We start from the raw sequence: 20,212 nt of genomic DNA on the forward strand, positions 1-20,212 counted from the left end.
AGCGGCGCGCAGCCGACTGTGTTCCGACCCGCTTTGGCTTCGCAATACCGCAATACATAGATGGAACTTTCAACACGAGTAAGGACACAGGCGCTCTGAAAACCGGCTCTATTACTTATCGTCGGTCTGGCGACCGGCGGGGCGATTATGCCGCCAATCCGCGAGCGCCGTCCGTCCATTCTGAGACATCTGCTCGGCAGCGCTGGCGAATGCGTTCTGTACGGCGACGTCGAAAGCCTGGCGGGCCACGCGGGTGTCATTCATGGCCGACCGCATGGCGGTAATATCAAACGGTTCCTTGCGCAGGTTGTCGCGAATGCTTTCCTGCGCGGCGCGATACTCGCGCTGCGTCTTTTCGATAGCAGGTCGATTGGCCTGCATCTGCCGCAGCAAAATGTCCCGGTCTGCCTTCGGCAGGCCTTCGGCCAGCCGCTCGGTGCGGACGAAAATGTCGCGCTCCCAGTTTCGCGGCGGCGCCGGATGGCGCACGACCATCGCGATGGCAATGCCGATGAAAAACAGGTTGAGCGCCAGCGAGCCGAGCAACAGCCAACGCGGCGTCGATCGCGCCGCGACCGGCGTGAAATGCGCTGCGGTCATGGACGTGCTCCGGACAGCGGTTCGGGATCGAAGACGAAGAAGCCGCCGTCCGCATTGCTGGCAACCGTCGTCGTCTGATCGAGCTGGTCGAGCGATCGATCGAGGCCGGCAATGCCGATATAGAAGCCAAGCAAGGCGCTGCAGGCCAACGCCGCCATGCGCGACCAGGACGGGGTGAACTGCCAGTCGAGCAGCACCGCGGGCCACCGCCAGAACGCCACCTTCTGGCGCGGCAAAGGCGGCCGCAGGCGACCGAGCACACGAGCAATCGCGGCATCGTCCGCTTCTCGCGGGGCCGCCACGCGCTTGAGCGCAGCATCGAGGAAATCAGGCCTCTGGTTGTTCGTCATGTCACATGACCCTCTCGATTACGCTTCCTCGGCGGTATCGCCGAGAACGCGCCGCAGGTTCTGCTTGGCGCGTACCAATAATGTCTCGACCGCTGAAACGGTCGTCCCCATCACTTCGGCGACCTCGGCGTTGCTCATGCCGTCACCGTATGTGAGCACGATCGCAGTCCGTTGCCGAGCCGGCAGTTGACCGATCGCCCGCTGGACCATGCCGTCCCGTTCGTTTTGTTCGACCGCCTCGCCGGCATCAGGAGCCGGATCGGCAATTTCACCGACCTCGTCGAGATCGACCCAGGCCGCGCGCCGTTTGCGGTCGAGGCACAAGTTGACCACGATCCGCGTAAGCCAGGTCCGGAACGCCGCCAGCGGCTGCCAGCGTGGTGCATGGGTCCAGACCCGAAGCATCGCTTCCTGCGCCACGTCTTCAGCGTCTGCGGCGTTGCCGAGGATCCGCCGCGCCAGCCCCAGCATGGCCGGGACATGGCGGCGTGACAGGATTCGGAATGCCGTCTCGTCCCCTTGGGCGACGCGAGCCATGAGTGCCAGGTCGCTGGCGTCGTTGCTATCGTCCATGTCGCGCCAGCGGCCGCCATCGGAAACACCACATCATCGTCGTTGGTCTATCCGATAAACGCATGACTGTGCCAAAACCTGTGCTGCCCCGCGGCCGCAAGAGCATCCTGGTGCTAGCCGACGCCAAGCGTAAGCTATTGAATTAGCGTCGTTTTGCCTAGATTACTCGGCGTGACAGCGCCAACCAAGCGGAATTTACGAAGCTTTTCGGTCGGCGGCTTAGCCCAGACGGCCGACATCCGCGAGCGCGAAGCCGGCGACGCGCTTGTAGCTGTCGGACAGGGCCTTCAGTTCGTTCTGGCTGATGTAGTCGTCGAGGTTGTCGAAGGGGCGGTCGCCGACCAGTTCCTCGACCTTGATGTTAATGAAATCGGGCGGCTGGGCCCGGTTGGTTCGTACCACCTGAGCGGCCGGTTCGGCGCGCGCCGCCTCGTAGGCCTTGAGGGCCGCGGGCGCCGTGGTGGCATTGGCCAGGCATTCCGCCAGGGTGCGGGCGTCGATGACGGCCTGGGCGCCGCCATTCGAACCGCGTGGGTACATCGGATGCGCGGCATCGCCCGCCAGCGTGACGCGGCCGAACGTCCATTGCGCAATGGGGTCCTTGTCGACCATCGGATATTCGAGGATCTGATCGGCGTCGCGGATCATCTGGGCGACGTCGAGCCAATCGAAGCGCCAGCTCTCGTAGATCGGGAAAAAGTCTGCCAGGTTGCCGGGCTTGTTCCAGTCGTTCTGCGCGCGCGCATCGTCGCGCTTGATCTCGGCCATCCAGTTGATGAGCTGATTGCCCTCGCCGTCGACATTGTCGACGATCGGATAAATCACGATCTTGCCGGTGTTGATCGAGCCGACGCGCATATAGGTGCGGCCGTCGAGGATCGGCTTGCGCCGGGTCACGCCGCGCCAGGTATTGATGCCGGTGAAGACGACCTTGTCATCCGGATAGAACTGCTTGCGGATCGGCGAATTGATGCCCTCGCAGGCGACCACGACGTCGGCCCGCACCGGCTCGCGTTCCTTGAAGCGGATCGTGGCGCCGTTTTCGTCCTGGTCGACGCCGACGCATTCATGACCGGTGACGACAGCGTCCGCCCCTAATTCGCGGCACACCGCATTATAGAGAATGAGGTGAAGCTTGCCGCGGTGGATGCCGACTTCCGGAAATGGATAGCCGGCGAATTTGCCACGATCCTCGCGGTAAATCAGTTGGCCGAAGCGGTTATAAAATCGGCTCTCGCGGTTCTCGATGCCGGCGGCGAGCAGTTCCTCGCCGAGGCCGAGCGCGGAGAACTCGCGCATCGCGTGCGGCAGCAGCGTGATGCCGACGCCGAGCGGCTTGATCTCGGGAACGCGCTCATAGACGCGGGCCGAAATGCCGCGTTTTTTCAAGTGCAGGGCGAGCGAGAGCCCGCACACGCCGCCGCCGACGATCGCTACCTTCATGGCCGTTCACTCTCCCTGCCATTCCGCGGGCGGAATAGCCGTTTGTCGGCCGCCAAAGAACCAATCGGGTTCCTCCGCGTCAACCCGGGTTTTGCCGCCGACGTGCTCGCTTCGGCTGGGGCGGTGCTCGTCCGGCAGGCAACCGTGGCAATAACGCAACCGTTACGCCCGAGGTCGACGAAAGCCGATTCAGGTCTTGAATGTGCCTTGATCACGGGGCAATCAGGGCGCGGATCGGCGGCCAGCGGGGTGGCCGACCCATTCAAAGGTGATCGATGTTTCGTCCTCTCGGCCCAATTCTGACGTCTTTGCCGGTGGTCCTCGCTCTCGCGGTGCCGGCTGCCCACGCTCAATCTTCGGCTGCAACGCAGAATAGCTCGCTTCCCGACCTGTTCGGCCTGTTCCGCAGCGACAACGACACCCGGGGCGAAGTTCGCCAGGCCCAGGTTCAGCCGTCCATGGGCGGTTCGAGCCGAATCGAGTCGGAAGGCCTGCCGCCGCCCGGTCTGGCCCCGTCGAATATGCCTTCGGCGAACGGCCTGCCGCCGGCTTCCGATGGCCCCGCGCCCGCGCCGATCGGCAATCAGTTCGGTCATCAGTTCGGCAATCAGGCTCCCGTCCAGCCCGACCCCAATTCCGTGGCGGTTGCCCGGCCGCCGGCGGCGCTCGGCAATTCGTCGACCGCGCCGGCCGCGGTGCCGAACGAAACCGTCATGGCGCTGCCGCCGGACGATCAGCCCGAGCAGGGCCAGCCGAAAGAACTGGCGCCGAATTTGAAGCGCCAGCTCGTCGACTATTCGACGAAGGAGCCGGCAGGCACCATCATCGTCGATACGAGCAACACCTACCTCTATCTTGTGCTCGGCGGCGGCAAGGCGTTGCGCTACGGCGTCCGCGTCGGCCGCGAAGGTTTCACCTGGACCGGCACCGAACGTATCACCCGCATGGCGGAGTGGCCGGACTGGCATCCGCCGACCGAGATGATCGAGCGTCAGCCTTACCTGCCGCGTTTCATGGCCGGCGGCGCGGGCAATCCGCTCGGCGCGCGCGCGATGTATCTCGGCAAGACGCTGTACCGCATTCACGGCACCAACCAGCCTTCGACGATCGGCCACTACGTGTCGTCCGGCTGCGTCGGCATGCTCAACGAAGACGTCGAGGATCTGTTCAGCCGCGTTCAGGTTGGCACCCGCGTCGTGGTGTTGCCGGGCAAGGCTCCGCCGCCCGATGCGGTGGCGCAGGGCCCGCAGCCGCCCGCCAATCCGATGGCGCCGCCGTCGCAGGTCGTGCCTGGCCCGGGGCCGGCGCGCTGAGCGCTCCGAACACACCGAATTAATAATGGTCGGGCCCAGCGCCCGGCCATTTTGTTTTCAGCCGACTGTTGAATCAGGCCGCGACGCGCTTGAGGAAATCCGCGACCTCGTCGCGCAGTTCGCCGGCCGCCGCCTCGACCTCTTGCGATGCGGCCAGGACGTTCTCGGCCGCGGCCGAGGTTTCCTGCGCCGCGCCGGCGACCTCATCGAGCGTGGCGCCGATCGAGCGCGCGCCGGTCGCCGCGCTGGCGACGTTCTGTGAAATCTCCGAGGTCGCCGCGCTTTGCTCTTCAACCGCCGCGGCGACGATGGTGGCGTTGCCATCGATGTCCTGCATGCGGTTGGCGATGCGGCTGATCGCGGCTGCGGCGCCGCTGATCGCCTTTTGAACGGCGCCGATCAATGTCGAGATATCGCCGGTCGCCTGCGCGGTCTGTACCGCGAGCGATTTCACCTCGGACGCGACCACGGCAAAGCCCTTGCCGGCCTCACCGGCGCGCGCCGCTTCGATGGTGGCATTGAGCGCCAGCAGGTTGGTCTGCTCGGCGATGGTTCGAATGAGTTTGACGACATCGCCGATCTTCTGCGCTGCTTCGGCGAGCGAGACGACTTGGGCATTGGTGCCCCGGGTTTCGTCGACGGCGCCCCGCACGATGGTGGTGGTCACCGACAGTTGCCGCGCGATTTCGACAATTGAGGAAGCCAGTTCATCCGAGGCAATGGCCGCCGTTTCGACGCTGGTCGCAGCCTCGTGTGACGTCGATACCGCGCTCGCGGCGCCGCTCAACGTCCGGCCGGAGTTGGCGGACAAGGTCGTCGCCGTGGTGCGCATGGCCCGGGCGCTCTCGGTGACGGCCTGCAACTGCTCGTCGATGTGAACACGGAAGGCTGCGATCGCGGCGTCGATCGCTTCGCGGCGCTTCGATTGCACCTGCAAGGCTTCGCGTTCGCGCTCCGCTTCGCGCCGCGCGGTGATGTCTTCGTGGCTGCCGACCCAGCCGCCGCCGGGCAGCCCCTGGTTGCTGATCTGCAGCAGCCGGCCGTCGGGCGCTCTCACCTCGGCCGTCATCGCCTTGAGCTGGCGCATGTCCTCGATCAACTGGCGACGGAACTCGCTCGGATCGTGCATGAACGAGCCATTGGCCGCGCGGTAGGCGAGGATGTCGCTCAATGTCGCGCCGGGCCGGCAAAGATCGGGCGGCAGCCGGTAGAGGTCGGCGTAACGCTTGTTGCAATAAGCGAGGCGCTCGTTGCCGTCGAACACGCAGAGGCCAAGCGAAATTCCGCGCAAGGCGCGCGACATATGCGCGCTCTGTCGGCGCATGCGGTTCGCCAGGTCGAGCAGGACGATCGTCATCGCCACGATCGCGGCAATGCCCGCGTTGACGGCAGGCGAGCCCTCGAGCGGCAGCAACGTCACGAAGGCCAAGAAGCAGATGGAAAACGCGACAGCGCCAGCACCGCCCACCAGAAGGGCATGCTGCGACGACGGCTGTCGAGATGCGGTCTCGTTCATGAATCCCCGGCTCGCCGCGAATCTAGAGACCAACCGGTTTTTTTGCCGTTAATGCGATGGGTTAGATCGTTAAGCGAAGGTTAACGGGTTCCTTGTTACGCCGTCTTTGACGCTTGGCGCCGAATGCGCTCACCACCGTTCGGCCATGGTCGCAGGTCAGTTTCCCGCTGCATCAATTCAAGGAAGAACTGCTCAATGGTTTCGGTCCGCTTGTGCGCGTCACTCATTGCTCTTTTTGCACTGGCCGGCTGTGCCGGGGAGAACTACGCCCCCAAGGCGGAACCGAGCATGTATCGCAGCATGGCGCAGCCCGGTGCCCAGCTCGACGAGGCGGCCGCCGCATCGATGATTTCCGGCTATCGCGGCAATAACGGTTTGCCGGCCGTCACCCTCGATCCGGAACTCACGCGCATGGCGCAGGGCCAGGCCGCCGTGATGGCGCAGCGCGACAAGCTCGACCATGCCGTCGGCAAACCGTTCAACGTCAGGCTTAAGGCGGCGGGGTACGACGCCAAGGCCGCGGCCGAAAATATCGGCGCCGGCTATCACACGCTGGCGGAAGCGTTTTCCGGCTGGCGCGATTCGCCGCCGCACCGCGCCAACATGCTGCTCAAGGGCGCGACGCGCATGGGCATCGCCGCGGTTTATACGCCGAAGTCGAAATACAAGGTCTACTGGGCGATGATCATCGCCGATCCGGACGATCGCCGGAACTAAGCAGTGAGCGCAATCGGCTTCACGCCGCGGTCGGCGGCCAAGGGCGGTCGGGCCGGTAGAATACCGCGAGCTGCAGGCTCTCGGCGATCCGCGCTGCCTTGGCGTTGAAAACGGCGGCCAGCGCCGGCTCGAACAACGCTCGGGCCGTCTCGTCGAACAGGGCGAGCCAACGCGCGAACAGATCGTGGCTGATGCCCTCGACCTGCCGATGCTTGGCAACCGGGTTGCCCTTGTAGCGACCGGTTGTCAGCATCACCGAGGACCAGAAGTCGCGCAGGGTCGCCAGGTGAGAGTCCCAGTCGTGGACCGCGTGCATGAAAACCGGTCCGAGCGCGGGATCGGCGCGAACCTTCGTATAGAACTCGTCCACCAAACGCCCGATCGACTCGTCGGTGACGGCTGCAAATTTGACGTCCGTCATATCACCGCCACGGCCACCGCCATGCCGACGATTATCCACACCAGCGAGTTGATCAGCATTCGGACCAACTCCTGTTTGTCATCGTGGTCGAGGCCGATGGCCACGCACGCGATGTCACCGGGCATCAGGAATAGGCGCGCCAGACTGGAACCGACCTTGCTCATGAAGGTCCTCCGTCGTTGAAAAGGCTCGGCGCATTCTAGGGCGGTCTTGCCGAAAAGCAATATTTAAAATACATCTTTTAGACCGATGAGGGCTCGCCATGCGTCTGACCGTCCATTCTGATTTCGCGCTGCGCCTGCTGATGTATTTGGCGGTCGGCGAGGGGCGCCTGGCGACCATCGCCGACGTGGCGCTGCGCTACGGAATTTCCAGGAATCATCTGATGAAGGTCGCCTACAATCTCGGCGTCGCCGGCTATATCGAAACCGTGCGCGGGCGCAGCGGCGGCCTGCGGCTGGCCCGGCCGGCGCAGGACATCAACCTCGGCGACGTCGTGCGGTTCACCGAACCGGACATGGCCTTGGTGCCGTGCTTCAAGCCGATCGAGGAGGATTGCGTCATCGCTCCTTGCTGCGGCCTGCGCGGCGCACTGGCGCGGGCAAACGCGGCCTTCCTTGCCGTGCTTGACGAATATTCACTTGCCGATCTGGTGAAGCCGCGCGCGCCAATGCGCGCATTGCTGGGGATCGAAGTGGCATCTCGTTCGGGGGTGGCCTCGGCGCGCGGGTGACTGGGCGCGGACTGCAAAGCGTTGGAAGAACTGGATCAGCCTGCGGCAAGCACCGCGCTGGCCATCGTCTCTGTCGCCGCGTCATTTGTCAGCGCGCTTTCGCGCGTCAGTGTGCGCCAGGTGAAGTAACTGATGGCAACTTGCAACAGCGCCCGCTGGCGCTCGCTCATGCCGTCGCCGAGAACCACAAGCGCCTCCGCGAATAACGGCCCCATGCGTAGCGCCACGATCTCGCCCACGAGGGGACTGGCCTCGGCGTCGCGCAACACGCTGGCGGTGAGCTGCGCGTTGCGTTCGTAATAGGCGTAGATCGCATCGAGCCCGGTCCGCAGCCGCTCGCGACGATCGGCAATGCCGCGCCAGACTGACGCCTCCGGAAACGGGTCTCGCTCCAGGGCCAGCCCCGAGCAGGCCAGCAGCAAGCTCCGGTCGTCGGGAAAGTGCGCATAGAAGGTGTGTCGCTGCACGCCGGCGCGTTCGGCCACCATGCTGATTGTCGTTCGCGCCGGGCCCACTTGCGTATGGAGGTCGACCGCCGCCTCGACGATTTTGCGGCGCGTTTCGGCCTGCTGCTCCGCTCGCTTTCCCAACGTGTAGCGTCTCGACATCGTGCCTCACGAAAATTCATTGCACTGTATTGTGCAATGTATTGACTCCCGCCTCATATTTCAATACACGATTGTGTACCATGAAGTTAAGGCCGAGGTCCAATCGGCCTGTGGAACCGCCGCGCTAAATTCAACCCTATGAAAACATTGGAGTTTTCTATGGAAACGAACATCAGCGAAATCGCCGATGGCATCTACCGGCTCTCGACCTTCGTCCCTGACATCGCCCCACCGGCTGGCTTCACCTTTAACCAGTTCCTCGTGATGGGCGACCAGCCGCTCATGTTTCACACCGGGCTGCGCAAGATGTTCGGCCTCAACCTTCAGGCCCTGCGCCGCCTCATGCCGCCCCATGAACTGCGCTGGATCGCCTACGGCCATTATGAATCCGACGAATGCGGTGCGATGAACGAATGGCTCGCGGTGGCGCCGCGGGCCCAGGCTGCCCACGGCCATACCGGCTGCATGGTGTCGCTCAACGACATGGCGGACCGGCCGCCGCGCATGCTGGCCGACGGCGAGGTCGTCGATCTGGGCGGCAAGCGCGTGCGCTATATCGACACGCCGCATACGCCGCATGGCTGGGACGCCGGCGTGCTGTTCGAGGAAACCACGGGCACGTTGCTGTGCGGCGACCTGTTCACTCAGCTCGGCAATGACCGGGCCACGACCGACCGCGACATCGTCGGTCCGGCCATCGCCGCCGAGGACGTGTTCAAATATTCGAGTCTCAATCCCGGCATGGGCGCGACCATTCGCGGCCTGTCGCGGCTCGATCCGAGATCGCTCGCGCTGATGCACGGGCCGTCTTACACCGGCGACGGTGCGGCGGCGTTGCGCGCGCTGGCCGACGACTACGACCGCCGCGCGCTGCGCAGTGTGCACGCGGCGGAGCTGTTCGCTGCGGCGTAGTCTTTCTTCGCGCTCTCTCATCTGCTTCTTACCCTCCCCACAAGGGGAACGGGTCAGAAGACGCCTTCGCTCAAAAAATATTCCTAGGACTATTGACGCCTCTGTCTCCCTAGCCCTATATTCCCATCTATCCCGCCCCTGCTAGCGAGGGGTGTCTGATCAGCGTCTCCAGACGCTGGGGCGGGGAGCGGTGGCCGGGCAAGGGGCGTCGGAGATGCGGCGCAAATTTCCCTCCCCGGCGGTCCAAACCGCTCGGTCCCGAGTCACCCGCTTCGTGGCTCGCAGGGGGCACGTGACGATCTGTGTGAGCCACCTGTCACGGTCATGCACACAGATCGAGGCCCCAAAGCGGTGGTTAAGCGGCTGGTCGCCAAGATGAGCCGCCTGAAATGACAGTCCACCGGGGGCCGAGCCGAGCAAACCTAAGAAACACCGCGCGCGGGACGCCGGGGATCCGGCAATCTCGTGGTGGCTATCTCCTGTGTACTCAAAACTCACATCGTACACAGGGCTGCGGGGTCGTTCGGGCCCCGGCGTTCCGCGCGCCCTCGTTATCGAGGGAGCGAAAGGAAAGGCGACGATGGAAGACGGCCTGCCCGGGGCCGAGCAAATAACGCGGGCGATGACGCGCGCCTGCTTCTTATCTCTCCCCGTCTTTGGGGAGGCTGGCGAGCGTCAACGAGCCGGGTGGGGTTCGCATCTCGAATGTCGCTCCCCACCCCGTCGCGCGCTGTCGCCCGGCGCCACCCCCTCTTCTTGCGGGGAGGGATAAGAAGTGGACCTCACGCTCTCACCCGATTAGCCTGCCGCCGCATGTTGCCGGACGCCGCGAATTTCGACGAACTGACCCGCCGCTTCCGCTGGGACATCCCGGCGCAATACAACATCGGCGTCTATTGCTGCGATCGCTGGGCGGAGCGGGACCCGAGTCGCCTCGCCATCCTGCACGTGCATCCCGACGGCCGCGAAGACCGTATGAGCTTCGGCTGGTTGCGCGAGACCTCGAACCGTCTCGCCAACGTGCTGCGCGCCAACGGCGTCAAGCGCGGCGACCGCGTTGCCGTGTATCTGCCGCAGGCGCCGGAAGTCGCGGCTTGTCACATCGCGATCTACAAGTTGGGCGCCGTGGCGCTGCCGATCGCGGTGCTGTTCGGGCCCGACGCGTTGTCTTACCGGCTGCAGAATTCCGGATCGAAGGCGCTCATTACCAATGCGGCCGGTGTCGCCCGCTTCGGCGAAATCCATCACGAAACGCCGGGCGTTGCCTGCGTGCTGTCGATCGACGGCGCAGCGGACGGCGTCGGCGACTTCCATGCGCAGTTGTCGCGCGCGTCCTCGTCGTTCACGCCGGAAGTCACCGCGCCGGATGATCCCGGGCTCATCATGTACACGTCCGGCACGACCGGTCAGCCGAAGGGTGCGCTGCACGGGCATCGCGTCGTGCTCGGCCATCTGCCCGGCGCCGAACTGCCATATTATCCGTTCGGCCAGCCCGGCGATCTGTTCTGGACGCCGGCCGACTGGGCGTGGGCCGGCGGGCTGCTCGATGTGTTGCTGCCCAGCCTGCATCACGGCGTGCCGGTGGTGGCGCGCAAGTTCGACAAGTTCGATCCGGACGACGCTTTCGCCCTCATGCAAAAAGTCGGCATCCGCCTGGCGTTCATTCCGCCGACGGCGCTGCGCATGATGCGCGCGGCGCCATCGCCCGTCGGCCGCTTCGATCTCAAGCTGCGCGCCATGGGCTCGGGCGGTGAATCGCTCGGCCTCGAGGCGCTGGAGTGGGGCCGCTCCGCCCTCAATCTCACCATCAACGAATTCTATGGCCAGACCGAATGCAATCTGGTGCTTGGCTCCTGCGCGCAGCTCGGCGCGCTGAAGGTCGGCGCCATCGGCAAGGCCGTGCCGGGACATGCCGTGGCGGTGGTCGGGCCGGATGGCCGTGTGCTCAAGCCGGGTGAGATCGGCCAAATCGCGGTGAAGCGGCCCGATCCGGTGATGTTCCTGGAATACTGGGGCCGGCCGGAAGCGACGCGCGACAAGTTCATCGGCGACTGGATGACGACCGGCGATCAGGGCGTCATGGACGAGGAAGGGTACGTCACCTTCGTCGGCCGCGACGACGACGTCATCACCTCGGCGGGCTTCCGCATCGGGCCCGGCGAGATCGAGGATTGCCTCATCGCGCATCCGGCGGTGGCGCTCGCCGCCGCCGTCGGCAAGCCGGATCCGATCCGCACCGAGATCGTCAAGGCGTTCATCGTGCTCAAGCAGGGGTACACGCCGTCTGAGCAGCTCGCGTCAGAGATCCAGACCTATGTGAAGACGCGGCTGTCCGGCCACGAGTATCCGCGCGAGGTGGCGTTCATCGACGACATGCCGATGACGACGACGGGCAAGGTCATCCGGCGGATGCTCAGGGAGCGGGGATAGCCCCCCAATATTATACGTCGAGCTTTTTCCCGCCCCACATCAGCACGTGGAGCCCGAGGCGGCGGCGCGCCACGACGAACAGCATGACCGATTCGAACACCAGCGCCGTCGCGGTCGCGGTGCCGGCTCCCTCGATACCGATGCGCGGGATCAGGATGATGCACAGCACCAGATTGATGGTGAAGGCGCCCGCATAGATCGAGGCGCATTGCATGCGCTGACCGAGCATGTTGAGCAACCGCTCGGCCGGGCCGACCGCAGCGCGCGCCAGCATGCCGATCGCGAGGATGAACATCACCGGATAGGCGGACTGGAAGTCGGGGCCGAAGAGATACAGCAGCGGCTTACCGAAAATGAGAATACCAGCGCACATCGCCAGCGACGGCCAGAATGTCCAGCGGATCGTTTCGGCGAAGAACGAAGCCAGCCGCTCTTTGTCGCCGGTGACGTGATACTCGGTGAAGCGATGTGTCACTGCGCCGGAGATAGCGAAATAAACGAAGGCGACGATCGAAAGGAGCCGTGCGCCGGCATAATAGGTCGCGACGTCTTCCGGCGTGCCGAAGTGCTGCAGAGCCAGGATGTCGACATAAGTCAGCAGCAGGAAGAAGCCTTCGACGACGAAGATCGGCAGGGCAGTGCCGAGCCAGGTCTTCACTTCATACTGTTTCGGCCCGGGCTCGACCTTGGTCTTGAGCCGGCGGTTGAGGACGAAGAGCTGGCCGATGGTGATGGCGTAGATGGAAACGATCGAGATGTAGAGCGCGGTGTGCGCGTCGGTCGGCAGGCCGATCGCCCAGGCGATGCCCATCATGACGATCACCAGCGAGGTGCGGATGATGTAGAACGGCCAGAACGCCAGACCCGCCCAGTCATAGGCCGAGGCGATGCCGGACTGGACCTGCACCAGGCCGTAAACCGGGATCATCACGCAGGCGAGAAAAAGCGGGATGACGAGATAGTGATCGAGCCACGAGTCCAAGAGCCAGACCGCGAGCGCGCCGATGGCGGCGATACCCGTGGCGATGGCGAAGGCCAGCCAGCAGCTGCCGACGAGGAAGCCGCGCAACTTATCGAAGGCCTTGAGCTCGGTGTATTCCGGCACGAAGCGCTTGGCCGCCGAGGACAGCCCCATGTCGGACAGCGCGCCGATCATCAGCACCCAGGTCCAGACATAGATGAAAATGCCGAATTCGTAGGAGCCCATCCAGCGCGCCAGCAATACCTGACTGAGCAGCATCAGCATCGCATTGGCGACGCGGACGAGGAACACTTTGCCCGCCATCAATTGCGCCAGCCGGGAGTCGCTCTTGTCGGCCAGCATCGCGCGCACGCGCGCGATGGCGCTGCTCAGTGACGGCGGTGGAGCGGCGACAGCGTCGGCGTCGGAACTGGAGGGCGGGGCCATGCTCCGCCCATAGCAAGGGATCGTTAAGAATCGGTTGGAAGATGCCGGAGTCGCCCCGTCCGCCGATACCGCTGGAGCGCAATCAGGCCGGTAAATCCGACAGAATCTGCGCAACGACCTTGCGGTCCTCGGCGGACAGCGGAGTCTGCGGCGGCACAGGATCGCCGACGTCGTAACCCTGGATCTGCAGCCCGGCCTTGATGCAGGCGGCGAGGTTGAAGCGTGCGAAGGCTTCGTTGATGCGCCACAGCTCGCGTTGCAGAGCCATCGCCTCGGGCCATGCGCCCGCCTTGCACAGTTCGTAAAGCCGGACGCTCTGTTTCGGCACCACGCAGGCCGGCCCGGCCATCCAGCCGAGGCCGCCGATCAGCATCACCGCCGCCGGGATATGCGCCGAGGCCGCGAACACATCGATCTCCGGTGCGCGGTTCATGATCGAGAGCAACCGTCCGGTATTGGTCGAGGCATCCTTGATCGCAACGATACGCGGATGCTTGGCGAGGCGCGCGATGACGTCGAGCGTGAGATCGCTGCGCTGGAAATTCGGGTTGGTGTACATCACCACCGGGATATCGACCGCATCGGCGATGGCGCGGAAATAGGCTTCGACCTGCGCGTCCTTGAGGGGAAAGTACGCTTCGCAGATCGCGAGAATGCCGTCGGCGCCAAGCCTCTGGTAGTTGCGCGCTTGCTCGACGGCATCGGCCGTCGCGGTCGAGGCGACGCCCGCGATCACCGGCACGCGTTTTCCTGCCGCTTCGATCGTCGTCTTCACCACGGTCTCGCGCTGTTCGCGCGACAGATAGGCAAACTCTCCGGTCGAACCTAGCGGCGTCAAGCCGTGGACACCGGCCTTGATCAGGTCGTCGCACAGTTTCGCCAGCACGTCGGTCTTGATGCGGCCTTGTGCATCGATCGGTGTGACGAGGTAGGGAAAGACGCCGTGGAATGTTGCCGACATGCGCCGTGCCTACCCCTTGAAACTCTTCTCGTCATCGAGAAACGCCTGCTCCTCCGGCGTCGTCGCGCGCGCGAGCACGGCGTTGCGATGCGGGAAGCGGCCGAAGCGACGGATGATGTCGGCGTGGATCTCGGCCCACTTCAGGAGATCGGCGTCGCCGGTCGCCTTGCATAAAGCCACCGAGCGCTCCTGATCCTTGATGTCTTCGGAATGCTCGAATGGCAGATAGAAAAAGCTGCGCAGCTCGGTCGGCACTTCGGCGTCGAAGCCGCGCACCAAAGCCGCCGCTGCAGTCGCGCGGGCCATCGGATCGGTCTCGAACATGCGCGCGGAACCGCGAAACATGTTGCGCGGAAACTGATCGAGCAGCAGCAACAGCGCGAGCGCACCTTCGGCCGTCGCTTCCCATGCGCTCAGCGCACCGTCGCGGGCCGCCTCATGGGTGGTGAGAAAGCGGTCGCGCAGCGCGGTGTCGAAAGCCGCGTCCTTCTTGAACCAGGCGTCCGGCCCGGCGGCGCGCCAGAACGCAACGACTTCGGCAGCGGTGGCCAGGCTTTTATCGCTCATTCGCCATCCCGTAACGCCCGGCGCAGGATCTTGCCGACATTGGTCTTCGGCAGTTCTTTCCGGAACTCGACGTATTTCGGCACCTTATACGCCGCGAGCTTGCCACGGAGGAAGGCCTGAACGTCGTGTTCGGAGAGATCGGGTGATTTCTTGACTGCGAACAGCTTCACTGCTTCGCCGGAATTTTCGTCCGGCACGCCCACCGCGGCGCATTCTGCGATGGCGCCTTGCAGCATCGCTTGATCCTCGACCTCGTTCGGAAACACCTTGAAGCCCGATACCGAGATCATGTCCTTCTTGCGGTCGACGATCTTGACGCGGCCGTGTTCGTCCATCAGGCCGATGTCGCCGGTGCGGAAGAAGCCGTCCTTGGTCATCACCAGCGCAGTTTCGTCCGGCCGCCGCCAATAGCCCGGCATGACCTGTGGCCCGCGGGCGCATATTTCACCGGCTTCGCCGAGCGGCAGCTCGTGACCGGCGTCGTCGCGGATCGATATCTCGGTCGACGGCACCGGGAAGCCGATGGTGCCGGTGAAGCCGGTGATGTCGCCCCGGTTGCAGGTCAGCACCGGCGAGGTCTCCGAAAGACCATAGCCCTCGATGATAGGCCGGCCGGTCGCCCGCACCCATTGTTCTGCGACCTGTTGCTGCACGGCCATGCCGCCGCCGATCGAGCACTTCAGCAAGCTCCAGTCGATCGACTTGAATTCGGGATGATGCAGCAGCGCGTTGAACAAGGTGTTCACCGCCGGGAAGGAATTGACTTTGGTTTTCTTCAGTTCCTTGATCAGACCGGGGATGTCGCGCGGGTTTGGGACGAGCAGACAAACGCCGCCCTTGCGCACGCCGAACAGGAAGCACGCCGTCAGCGCGAAGATGTGATAGAGCGGCAGCGCCGTCAGGATTACGAGGTTGTCGATTGGCGGCGGCAGCGCCACCATCGGCTGATACCAGGCGTCGACCTGCAGCATGTTGGCGACGAGATTGCGATGCAACAGGATCGCGCCTTTGGCGACGCCCGTCGTTCCGCCGGTATATTGCAGGAAGGCAATATCGTCAGGGCCGATCTCGGGTTTGGTAAAGCGGCCGGCGCGGCCGCGCGCCAGCGCGTCGTTGAAGCTGACCGACCGGGGCAATGAGTAGCGCGGCACCAGTTTCTTGACGTGCCGTACCACCATATTGACGATCGCGCCTTTGAGCGTGCCGAGCATGTCGCCCATGCTGGCGACTACGACGTGCTTGATCTGCGTGCCAGGGATCGCTTCTTCGACGACCTTGGCGAAGTTCTCCAGGACGATGATCACCTCGGCGCCAGAATCGATGAGCTGAAATTGCAGTTCGCGCGGCTTGTAGAGCGGATTGACGTTCACCACCGTCATGCCGGCGCGCAGCGCGCCGGTCACGGTGACCGGGCATTGCAACACGTTCGGCATCATCACCGCGATGCGGGTGCCGCGGGCCAGCCCGAGGCCTTGAAGATAGGCGGCGAAGGCGCGCGAGGTATCCTCGAACGCGCGGTAGGTCAGTTCCTTGTCCATGCAGACAAAGGCGGTCTGGTCGCCGAAAGCCTTGAAGCTTTCCTCGAACATGGCGACGAGCGACGAATATTGGCTGGGATCGATGTCGGCAGGCACGCCCGGCGGGTAGTTGCGCAGCCAGATCCTCTCCATGACGTTCCCCTGAAGTGCCCCCTTATATGGGACACCTTGGCGCCAGCATCAATCGAGTCGAACAAGCGTGCAAGTGGTGGATCGGCGCCCGGCGAAAACGCCGCGGGTATCGGCTAGCGGCCGCCGAACGGCACCAACGGATTGTCGGTCAAGGCCATCCGGTCCGGCCGGTCGGTCTTGGCAACACCGAGGAAGGCGTCGAACAGGTCGCTTACAGTGCGCTGCGGCAAATCCTTGGTGATGAACACCAGCCGCGTCGTGTGGTCGTCATCCGGCCAGTGGGGGAGGCGGGCGGGCGGGTGAAGTACGTGTTGCACACCATGCACCACCAGCGGCGTATCGGGGTGTTCGGCGACGTTCACGATGCCCTTGAGCCGCAGAATCTGCGCGCCATAGGTCGACAGCAGGAGTTCCAGGAACATATCGAGCGTGCCGCCGGCGATCGGCCGGTCGGCGCGCAGCACGAAGGAGCCAATGTGCTCATCGTGGCGGCTGACGTCGTGGTGGTGATGTTGGTGACCATGGCCATGATGGGCATGATCGTGGTGGGCATGATCGTCGTGGCCATGGTCGTGGCCATGACCGGCCTCATAGGCCTCGGCGGCCAGCCATTTGCCCACATCTGGGATCTTGCGCGATGGATCGTACAGGCCGCAATTCAGGAGCTTGTCGGGGGTGGCTTCGCCCTGTGCGGCATCGAGGATCGCGGCGGCCGGGTTCAGCGACTTCAGCCGCCCGATCAGTCGCTGCGTGTCCGCCGGCGCGGCGATGTCGGTCTTGCTCAGCACGATACGGTCGGCGACCGCGGCCTGCTTCACGGCTTCGACATGCTCGTCGAGCGTCTTGTCGCCGTTGACGGCATCGACCACGGTGATGACGCCGTCGAGCCGGAAGCGCTTGACCAGATAGGGATGCACCATCGCGGTATGCAGCACCGGCGCCGGATCGGCGAGCCCGGTCGTCTCCAGAAGCACACGCGAGAACTTGACGCGGCCATTGTCGAGGTCGCGCAGCAGCTTTTCCAGCGCATCGACGAGATCGCCGCGCATGGTGCAGCACAGGCAGCCGGACTGCAGCAGCACCGTGTTGTCGTCGATGTAATCGACCAGCAGGTGATCGAGGCCGACCTCACCGAATTCGTTGATGATGACCGCCGTGTTGGCGAGCGCTTCGTCTTTCAGGAGACGATTGAGCAGCGTCGTCTTGCCGGCGCCGAGAAAGCCGGTCAGCAGCGACAGCGGAATCGGCTCGGGCGGGCCGCGCCGGGAGGCGCCGGGGCTGGTCGGTTCGCCGCTCATTGCGTCGCCGACGAAACCTTCGGCTTGGTCTGCTTCTTCGCGGTCGTCTTGGGCTTGGGCGATGTCGCGGCGGCGGGCGCCGTTTCGCCGGCCGGTTTGGCGGCGACCTTCTTTTTCTTCTTGGCGTGCGGCGCGGCGGCGACGACCGGATCGGGATGGTTGGCCGGACCGGTGAAGACCGTCACCGGTGGCACGGTTTCAACCGGGGGGCCGAGCACGAACTTGCCGGCGCCCGGCTTCAGGCTCGACAGCATGAATGCGGGACCGCCGCCAGGCGCGGTCGAGGTCGCCGCTTCGGACGTCACTTCTTCTTCCTGGTTGTCTTCCGATGGCGGCTTGCGGCGATGGCCGCCGCACATTTCATCGCGCAGGTTTGGTGGCGGGGCATCGATCGGCGCCAGCTTGTCCACGGTGCCGAGTGAGGGCGTCAGCCAGTTCAGACCGCTGTTGTCGAACCCGCTCTCGAGAAGCTGCGCGGCCTTCTGCGCCCGGGTCGCACCCGAATAAGAACCGAGGACAATAGCGATCAGGCGCCGGCCATTGCGGGTGGCGGATGCGACCACGTTATAGCCGGACGCACAAATGAAGCCGGTCTTCATGCCATCGGCGCCCGGATAACGGTCGAGCAGGCTGTTGTAGTTGCGCATGATCCGATTGCCGTAACGGATGGCGTGAACATGCAGATAGGCGTCGTCCTGCGGGAATTCGTTGATCAGCGCCCGCGCAAGAATGGCGAGGTCGCGGGCTGACGAAACATGGTTCTCTGCCGGCAGGCCATTCGGGTTGACGAAGTTCGATTGCGTCATGCCGAGCCGCCGCGCATTGGCGTTCATCATGTCGGCGAAGCCTTCGATCGAGCCGCCGAGGTTTTCCGCGATGGTGACGGCGATGTCGTTCGCCGACTTCACCATCAGCATCTTGATGGCATTATCGACCGTGACCTGAGTGCCGACTTTGAAGCCCATCTTGGTCGGCTGCTGCGCCGCGGCGTTCTTGGTCACCGTCATGACGGTGTCGAAGGTGATCTTCTTGTCCTGGATCAGACGCAGCGTGGTGTAGAGCGTCATCAGCTTGGTGACCGAAGCCGGGTACCACGGGTAGGTGGCATTCTCGGCATGCAGCACCTTGCCGGTGGCGGCGTCGATCAGAAGCTGGGCTTCGGCATGGGCGCGGCCCGCCGACGTCAGACCGAGAAGGGCCCCGGCAAAGATGCCGAGCAGGGCTAGCGATAAGCGGCGGGGGCGGCTGGGATGGGGCAATGTTGCGTTCCGGTCGGGCGATCGATGGCACAAAACCAGGGCGGGAACCCGGAATCATCAGTCGGGTTCCGCGAACCGCGGTTCTACGCTATCTAAGCTTGCGGCGCGACGCAAAGCCGGCCGCCAATGCATATGTGATTATGGTCAATCGACGTTCGGACAAAATCGCCGGTTAATGCGACCAAAGTTCGGCAAGGGATACCGGGAGTAGGCAATGACTGCGGCAATAGTCGGCTGGGCCCATAGCCCGTTTGGCAAGCTCTCCGGGGAAACCGTTGAGAGCCTGATCGTCAAGGTGGCCACCGAGGCGCTGGCCGATGCCGGCATCGAGGCCAAGGATGTCGACGAGATCGTGCTTGGGCATTTCAATGCCGGCTTCTCGGCTCAGGACTTTACGGCTTCGCTGGTACTGCAAGCCTCGCCGGACCTGCGCTTCAAGCGCGCGCTACGCGTCGAGAACGCCTGCGCCACCGGTTCCGCTGCGGTGCACCAGGGCATCAAGGCAATCGACGCCAAAGCGGCGCGCATTGTCCTGGCGGTCGGTGTCGAGCAGATGACGACGACGCCCGGACCCGAAATCGGCAAGAATTTGCTGAAAGCGTCCTATGTGCGCGACGAAGCGGAGATCGAAGGTGGCTTTGCCGGCGTGTTCGGTCAGATCGCCGGGCTGTATTTCCAGAAATACGGCAACCAGTCCGATGCCTTGGCCATGATCGCGGCCAAGAATCACAAGAACGGCGTGGGTAATCCTTACGCGCAGATGCGCAAGGATCTCGGCTACGACTTCTGCCGCAACGAAAGCGAGAAGAATCCCTTCGTCGCCGGTCCGCTCAAGCGCACGGACTGTTCGTTGGTTTCCGACGGCGCAGCCGCAGTGGTGCTGGCCGACGTCGAAACGGCGTTGCGCATGAAGAAGGCGGTCGCGTTTCGCGCTGCCGAACATGTGCAGGATTTCCTGCCGATGGCGAAGCGCGACATTCTCAAATTCGAGGGCTGCGCGCTCGGCTGGCAGCGCGCCCTGACGAAAGCCGGCCTGACGCTCGACGACCTCTCATTTGTCGAGACCCATGACTGCTTCACCATCGCCGAGCTCATCGAATACGAGGCCATGGGATTGACGCCGGAAGGCGAGGGCGCACGCGCCATCAAGGAAGGCTGGACCCAGAAAGACGGCAAGCTGCCGGTCAATCCGTCCGGCGGGCTCAAGGCCAAGGGCCACCCCATCGGCGCGACCGGTGTTTCGATGCACGCCCTGACGGCCATGCAACTGACCGGAACCGCCGGTGACCTTCAGGTCCAGAATGCCCGCCTCGGCGGGATCTTCAATATGGGCGGCACCGCCGTCGCCAACTACGTCAGTATTCTCGAACGGCTCCGGTAATTGGAGCCCGGTACTGAAACGAATCGGCGGCCGGCCCTTGTTCCAACTAAGA

The 20,212-nt window shown here is 64.2% G+C and carries 20 protein-coding genes; 6 read left to right on the forward strand and 14 right to left on the reverse strand.

The annotated features are described in order from the left end of the window. Positions 1 to 111: 111 nt before the first annotated feature. From ASD45_RS19775 to ASD45_RS19790, 4 genes are all read right to left on the reverse strand, one after another. The gene (locus ASD45_RS19775) at positions 112 to 546 is read right to left on the reverse strand and encodes a periplasmic heavy metal sensor (protein WP_162249468.1); all 435 of its coding nucleotides are present in this window, start codon (positions 544 to 546) and stop codon (positions 112 to 114) included. Between the two features lie 50 nt (positions 547 to 596). Further along, a complete protein-coding gene (locus ASD45_RS19780; RefSeq protein WP_056913374.1) occupies positions 597 to 950 on the reverse strand; it encodes a hypothetical protein in 354 nt (117 codons plus the stop codon). Between the two features lie 18 nt (positions 951 to 968). After that, a complete protein-coding gene (locus ASD45_RS19785; protein ID WP_056913375.1) occupies positions 969 to 1,523 on the reverse strand; it encodes an RNA polymerase sigma factor in 555 nt (184 codons plus the stop codon). A 219-nt stretch (positions 1,524 to 1,742) separates the two neighbouring features. Beyond that, positions 1,743 to 2,966, reverse strand: a complete 1,224-nt coding sequence (locus ASD45_RS19790) for a flavin-dependent oxidoreductase (RefSeq protein ID WP_056913376.1) — start codon at positions 2,964 to 2,966, stop codon at positions 1,743 to 1,745. Positions 2,967 to 3,241: 275 nt separating this feature from the next. On the opposite strand from ASD45_RS19790, the gene ASD45_RS23190 reads away from it, so the two are divergent. Further along, on the forward strand, positions 3,242 to 4,279 hold the full coding sequence (locus ASD45_RS23190; RefSeq protein ID WP_082541054.1) for a L,D-transpeptidase: 1,038 nt from the start codon (positions 3,242 to 3,244) through the stop codon (positions 4,277 to 4,279). 73 nt (positions 4,280 to 4,352) lie between these two features. On the opposite strand, the gene ASD45_RS19800 is transcribed toward ASD45_RS23190, so the two are convergent. Further along, complete coding sequence (locus ASD45_RS19800) at positions 4,353 to 5,795, reverse strand: PAS-domain containing protein (RefSeq protein WP_056913377.1); 1,443 nt, start codon at positions 5,793 to 5,795, stop codon at positions 4,353 to 4,355. 195 nt (positions 5,796 to 5,990) lie between these two features. Between ASD45_RS19800 and ASD45_RS19805 the strand changes: the two genes are divergently transcribed. Continuing rightward, positions 5,991 to 6,512, forward strand: a complete 522-nt coding sequence (locus ASD45_RS19805) for a CAP domain-containing protein (protein ID WP_056913378.1) — start codon at positions 5,991 to 5,993, stop codon at positions 6,510 to 6,512. 19 nt (positions 6,513 to 6,531) lie between these two features. Here the strand turns inward: ASD45_RS19805 and ASD45_RS19810 are convergent, their stop codons facing one another. Together ASD45_RS19810 and ASD45_RS23620 are read right to left on the reverse strand one after the other, a co-directional pair. Further along, positions 6,532 to 6,933, reverse strand: coding sequence for a group III truncated hemoglobin (locus ASD45_RS19810; protein ID WP_056913379.1), 402 nt, complete (start codon positions 6,931 to 6,933; stop codon positions 6,532 to 6,534). After that, a complete protein-coding gene (locus ASD45_RS23620; RefSeq protein WP_156380988.1) occupies positions 6,930 to 7,097 on the reverse strand; it encodes a hypothetical protein in 168 nt (55 codons plus the stop codon). Before ASD45_RS23620 ends, ASD45_RS19810 begins: the two co-directional genes overlap by 4 nt. Before the next feature lie 98 nt (positions 7,098 to 7,195). Here ASD45_RS23620 and ASD45_RS19815 point away from each other — a divergent pair, with 98 nt between their 5' ends. After that, positions 7,196 to 7,666: an Rrf2 family transcriptional regulator gene (locus ASD45_RS19815; protein ID WP_056913380.1), complete on the forward strand. Its 471-nt coding sequence runs from the start codon at positions 7,196 to 7,198 to the stop codon at positions 7,664 to 7,666. Positions 7,667 to 7,701: 35 nt separating this feature from the next. Here the strand turns inward: ASD45_RS19815 and ASD45_RS19820 are convergent, their stop codons facing one another. Continuing rightward, entirely contained in the window at positions 7,702 to 8,274 is a 573-nt protein-coding gene (locus ASD45_RS19820; RefSeq protein WP_056913381.1) for a TetR/AcrR family transcriptional regulator, read from the reverse strand. 159 nt (positions 8,275 to 8,433) lie between these two features. On the opposite strand from ASD45_RS19820, the gene ASD45_RS19825 reads away from it, so the two are divergent. After that, complete coding sequence (locus tag ASD45_RS19825) at positions 8,434 to 9,186, forward strand: MBL fold metallo-hydrolase (RefSeq protein WP_056913382.1); 753 nt, start codon at positions 8,434 to 8,436, stop codon at positions 9,184 to 9,186. 813 nt (positions 9,187 to 9,999) lie between these two features. Then, positions 10,000 to 11,616, forward strand: coding sequence for an acyl-CoA synthetase (locus ASD45_RS19830; protein ID WP_056913383.1), 1,617 nt, complete (start codon positions 10,000 to 10,002; stop codon positions 11,614 to 11,616). Positions 11,617 to 11,626: 10 nt separating this feature from the next. On the opposite strand, the gene ASD45_RS19835 is transcribed toward ASD45_RS19830, so the two are convergent. The 6 genes from ASD45_RS19835 to ASD45_RS19860 form a co-directional block, all read right to left on the reverse strand. Then, positions 11,627 to 13,024: a lipopolysaccharide biosynthesis protein gene (locus ASD45_RS19835; protein ID WP_056913384.1), complete on the reverse strand. Its 1,398-nt coding sequence runs from the start codon at positions 13,022 to 13,024 to the stop codon at positions 11,627 to 11,629. 82 nt (positions 13,025 to 13,106) lie between these two features. After that, entirely contained in the window at positions 13,107 to 13,985 is an 879-nt protein-coding gene (locus ASD45_RS19840; protein WP_056913385.1) for a dihydrodipicolinate synthase family protein, read from the reverse strand. A 9-nt stretch (positions 13,986 to 13,994) separates the two neighbouring features. Then, positions 13,995 to 14,552: a DUF924 family protein gene (locus ASD45_RS19845; protein ID WP_056913386.1), complete on the reverse strand. Its 558-nt coding sequence runs from the start codon at positions 14,550 to 14,552 to the stop codon at positions 13,995 to 13,997. Continuing rightward, on the reverse strand, positions 14,549 to 16,222 hold the full coding sequence (locus ASD45_RS19850) for a long-chain-fatty-acid--CoA ligase (RefSeq protein WP_056913387.1): 1,674 nt from the start codon (positions 16,220 to 16,222) through the stop codon (positions 14,549 to 14,551). The genes ASD45_RS19845 and ASD45_RS19850 overlap by 4 nt, the downstream gene beginning before the upstream one ends. A gap of 113 nt (positions 16,223 to 16,335) precedes the next feature. Then, positions 16,336 to 17,520, reverse strand: a complete 1,185-nt coding sequence (locus ASD45_RS19855; RefSeq protein WP_056913388.1) for a GTP-binding protein — start codon at positions 17,518 to 17,520, stop codon at positions 16,336 to 16,338. Continuing rightward, positions 17,517 to 18,779: a D-alanyl-D-alanine carboxypeptidase family protein gene (locus tag ASD45_RS19860; RefSeq protein WP_082541055.1), complete on the reverse strand. Its 1,263-nt coding sequence runs from the start codon at positions 18,777 to 18,779 to the stop codon at positions 17,517 to 17,519. Before ASD45_RS19860 ends, ASD45_RS19855 begins: the two co-directional genes overlap by 4 nt. A gap of 214 nt (positions 18,780 to 18,993) precedes the next feature. On the opposite strand from ASD45_RS19860, the gene ASD45_RS19865 reads away from it, so the two are divergent. Continuing rightward, positions 18,994 to 20,160, forward strand: coding sequence for an acetyl-CoA acetyltransferase (locus ASD45_RS19865; protein WP_056913389.1), 1,167 nt, complete (start codon positions 18,994 to 18,996; stop codon positions 20,158 to 20,160). Positions 20,161 to 20,212: the final 52 nt, after the last annotated feature.

Origin of the sequence: Pseudolabrys sp. Root1462 (genome assembly GCF_001426945.1) — a bacterium.
GTDB lineage: Bacteria > Pseudomonadota > Alphaproteobacteria > Rhizobiales > Xanthobacteraceae > Pseudolabrys.

What these genes read in the sequence shown, in the direction of transcription:
- ASD45_RS19785 (WP_056913375.1), bottom strand. Translation starts at nt 1,523, where the DNA reads ATGGACGATAGCAACGACGCCAGCGACCTGGCACTCATGGCTCGCGTC.
- ASD45_RS23620 (WP_156380988.1), bottom strand. Translation starts at nt 7,097, where the DNA reads ATGAGCAAGGTCGGTTCCAGTCTGGCGCGCCTATTCCTGATGCCCGGT.
- ASD45_RS19845 (WP_056913386.1), bottom strand. Translation starts at nt 14,552, where the DNA reads ATGAGCGATAAAAGCCTGGCCACCGCTGCCGAAGTCGTTGCGTTCTGG.
- ASD45_RS19835 (WP_056913384.1), bottom strand. Translation starts at nt 13,024, where the DNA reads ATGGCCCCGCCCTCCAGTTCCGACGCCGACGCTGTCGCCGCTCCACCG.
- ASD45_RS23190 (WP_082541054.1), top strand. Translation starts at nt 3,242, where the DNA reads ATGTTTCGTCCTCTCGGCCCAATTCTGACGTCTTTGCCGGTGGTCCTC.
- ASD45_RS19815 (WP_056913380.1), top strand. Translation starts at nt 7,196, where the DNA reads ATGCGTCTGACCGTCCATTCTGATTTCGCGCTGCGCCTGCTGATGTAT.
- ASD45_RS19805 (WP_056913378.1), top strand. Translation starts at nt 5,991, where the DNA reads ATGGTTTCGGTCCGCTTGTGCGCGTCACTCATTGCTCTTTTTGCACTG.
- ASD45_RS19830 (WP_056913383.1), top strand. Translation starts at nt 10,000, where the DNA reads ATGTTGCCGGACGCCGCGAATTTCGACGAACTGACCCGCCGCTTCCGC.
- ASD45_RS19820 (WP_056913381.1), bottom strand. Translation starts at nt 8,274, where the DNA reads ATGTCGAGACGCTACACGTTGGGAAAGCGAGCGGAGCAGCAGGCCGAA.
- ASD45_RS19850 (WP_056913387.1), bottom strand. Translation starts at nt 16,222, where the DNA reads ATGGAGAGGATCTGGCTGCGCAACTACCCGCCGGGCGTGCCTGCCGAC.
- ASD45_RS19840 (WP_056913385.1), bottom strand. Translation starts at nt 13,985, where the DNA reads ATGTCGGCAACATTCCACGGCGTCTTTCCCTACCTCGTCACACCGATC.
- ASD45_RS19855 (WP_056913388.1), bottom strand. Translation starts at nt 17,520, where the DNA reads ATGAGCGGCGAACCGACCAGCCCCGGCGCCTCCCGGCGCGGCCCGCCC.
- ASD45_RS19865 (WP_056913389.1), top strand. Translation starts at nt 18,994, where the DNA reads ATGACTGCGGCAATAGTCGGCTGGGCCCATAGCCCGTTTGGCAAGCTC.
- ASD45_RS19810 (WP_056913379.1), bottom strand. Translation starts at nt 6,933, where the DNA reads ATGACGGACGTCAAATTTGCAGCCGTCACCGACGAGTCGATCGGGCGT.
- ASD45_RS19825 (WP_056913382.1), top strand. Translation starts at nt 8,434, where the DNA reads ATGGAAACGAACATCAGCGAAATCGCCGATGGCATCTACCGGCTCTCG.
- ASD45_RS19800 (WP_056913377.1), bottom strand. Translation starts at nt 5,795, where the DNA reads ATGAACGAGACCGCATCTCGACAGCCGTCGTCGCAGCATGCCCTTCTG.
- ASD45_RS19780 (WP_056913374.1), bottom strand. Translation starts at nt 950, where the DNA reads ATGACGAACAACCAGAGGCCTGATTTCCTCGATGCTGCGCTCAAGCGC.
- ASD45_RS19790 (WP_056913376.1), bottom strand. Translation starts at nt 2,966, where the DNA reads ATGAAGGTAGCGATCGTCGGCGGCGGCGTGTGCGGGCTCTCGCTCGCC.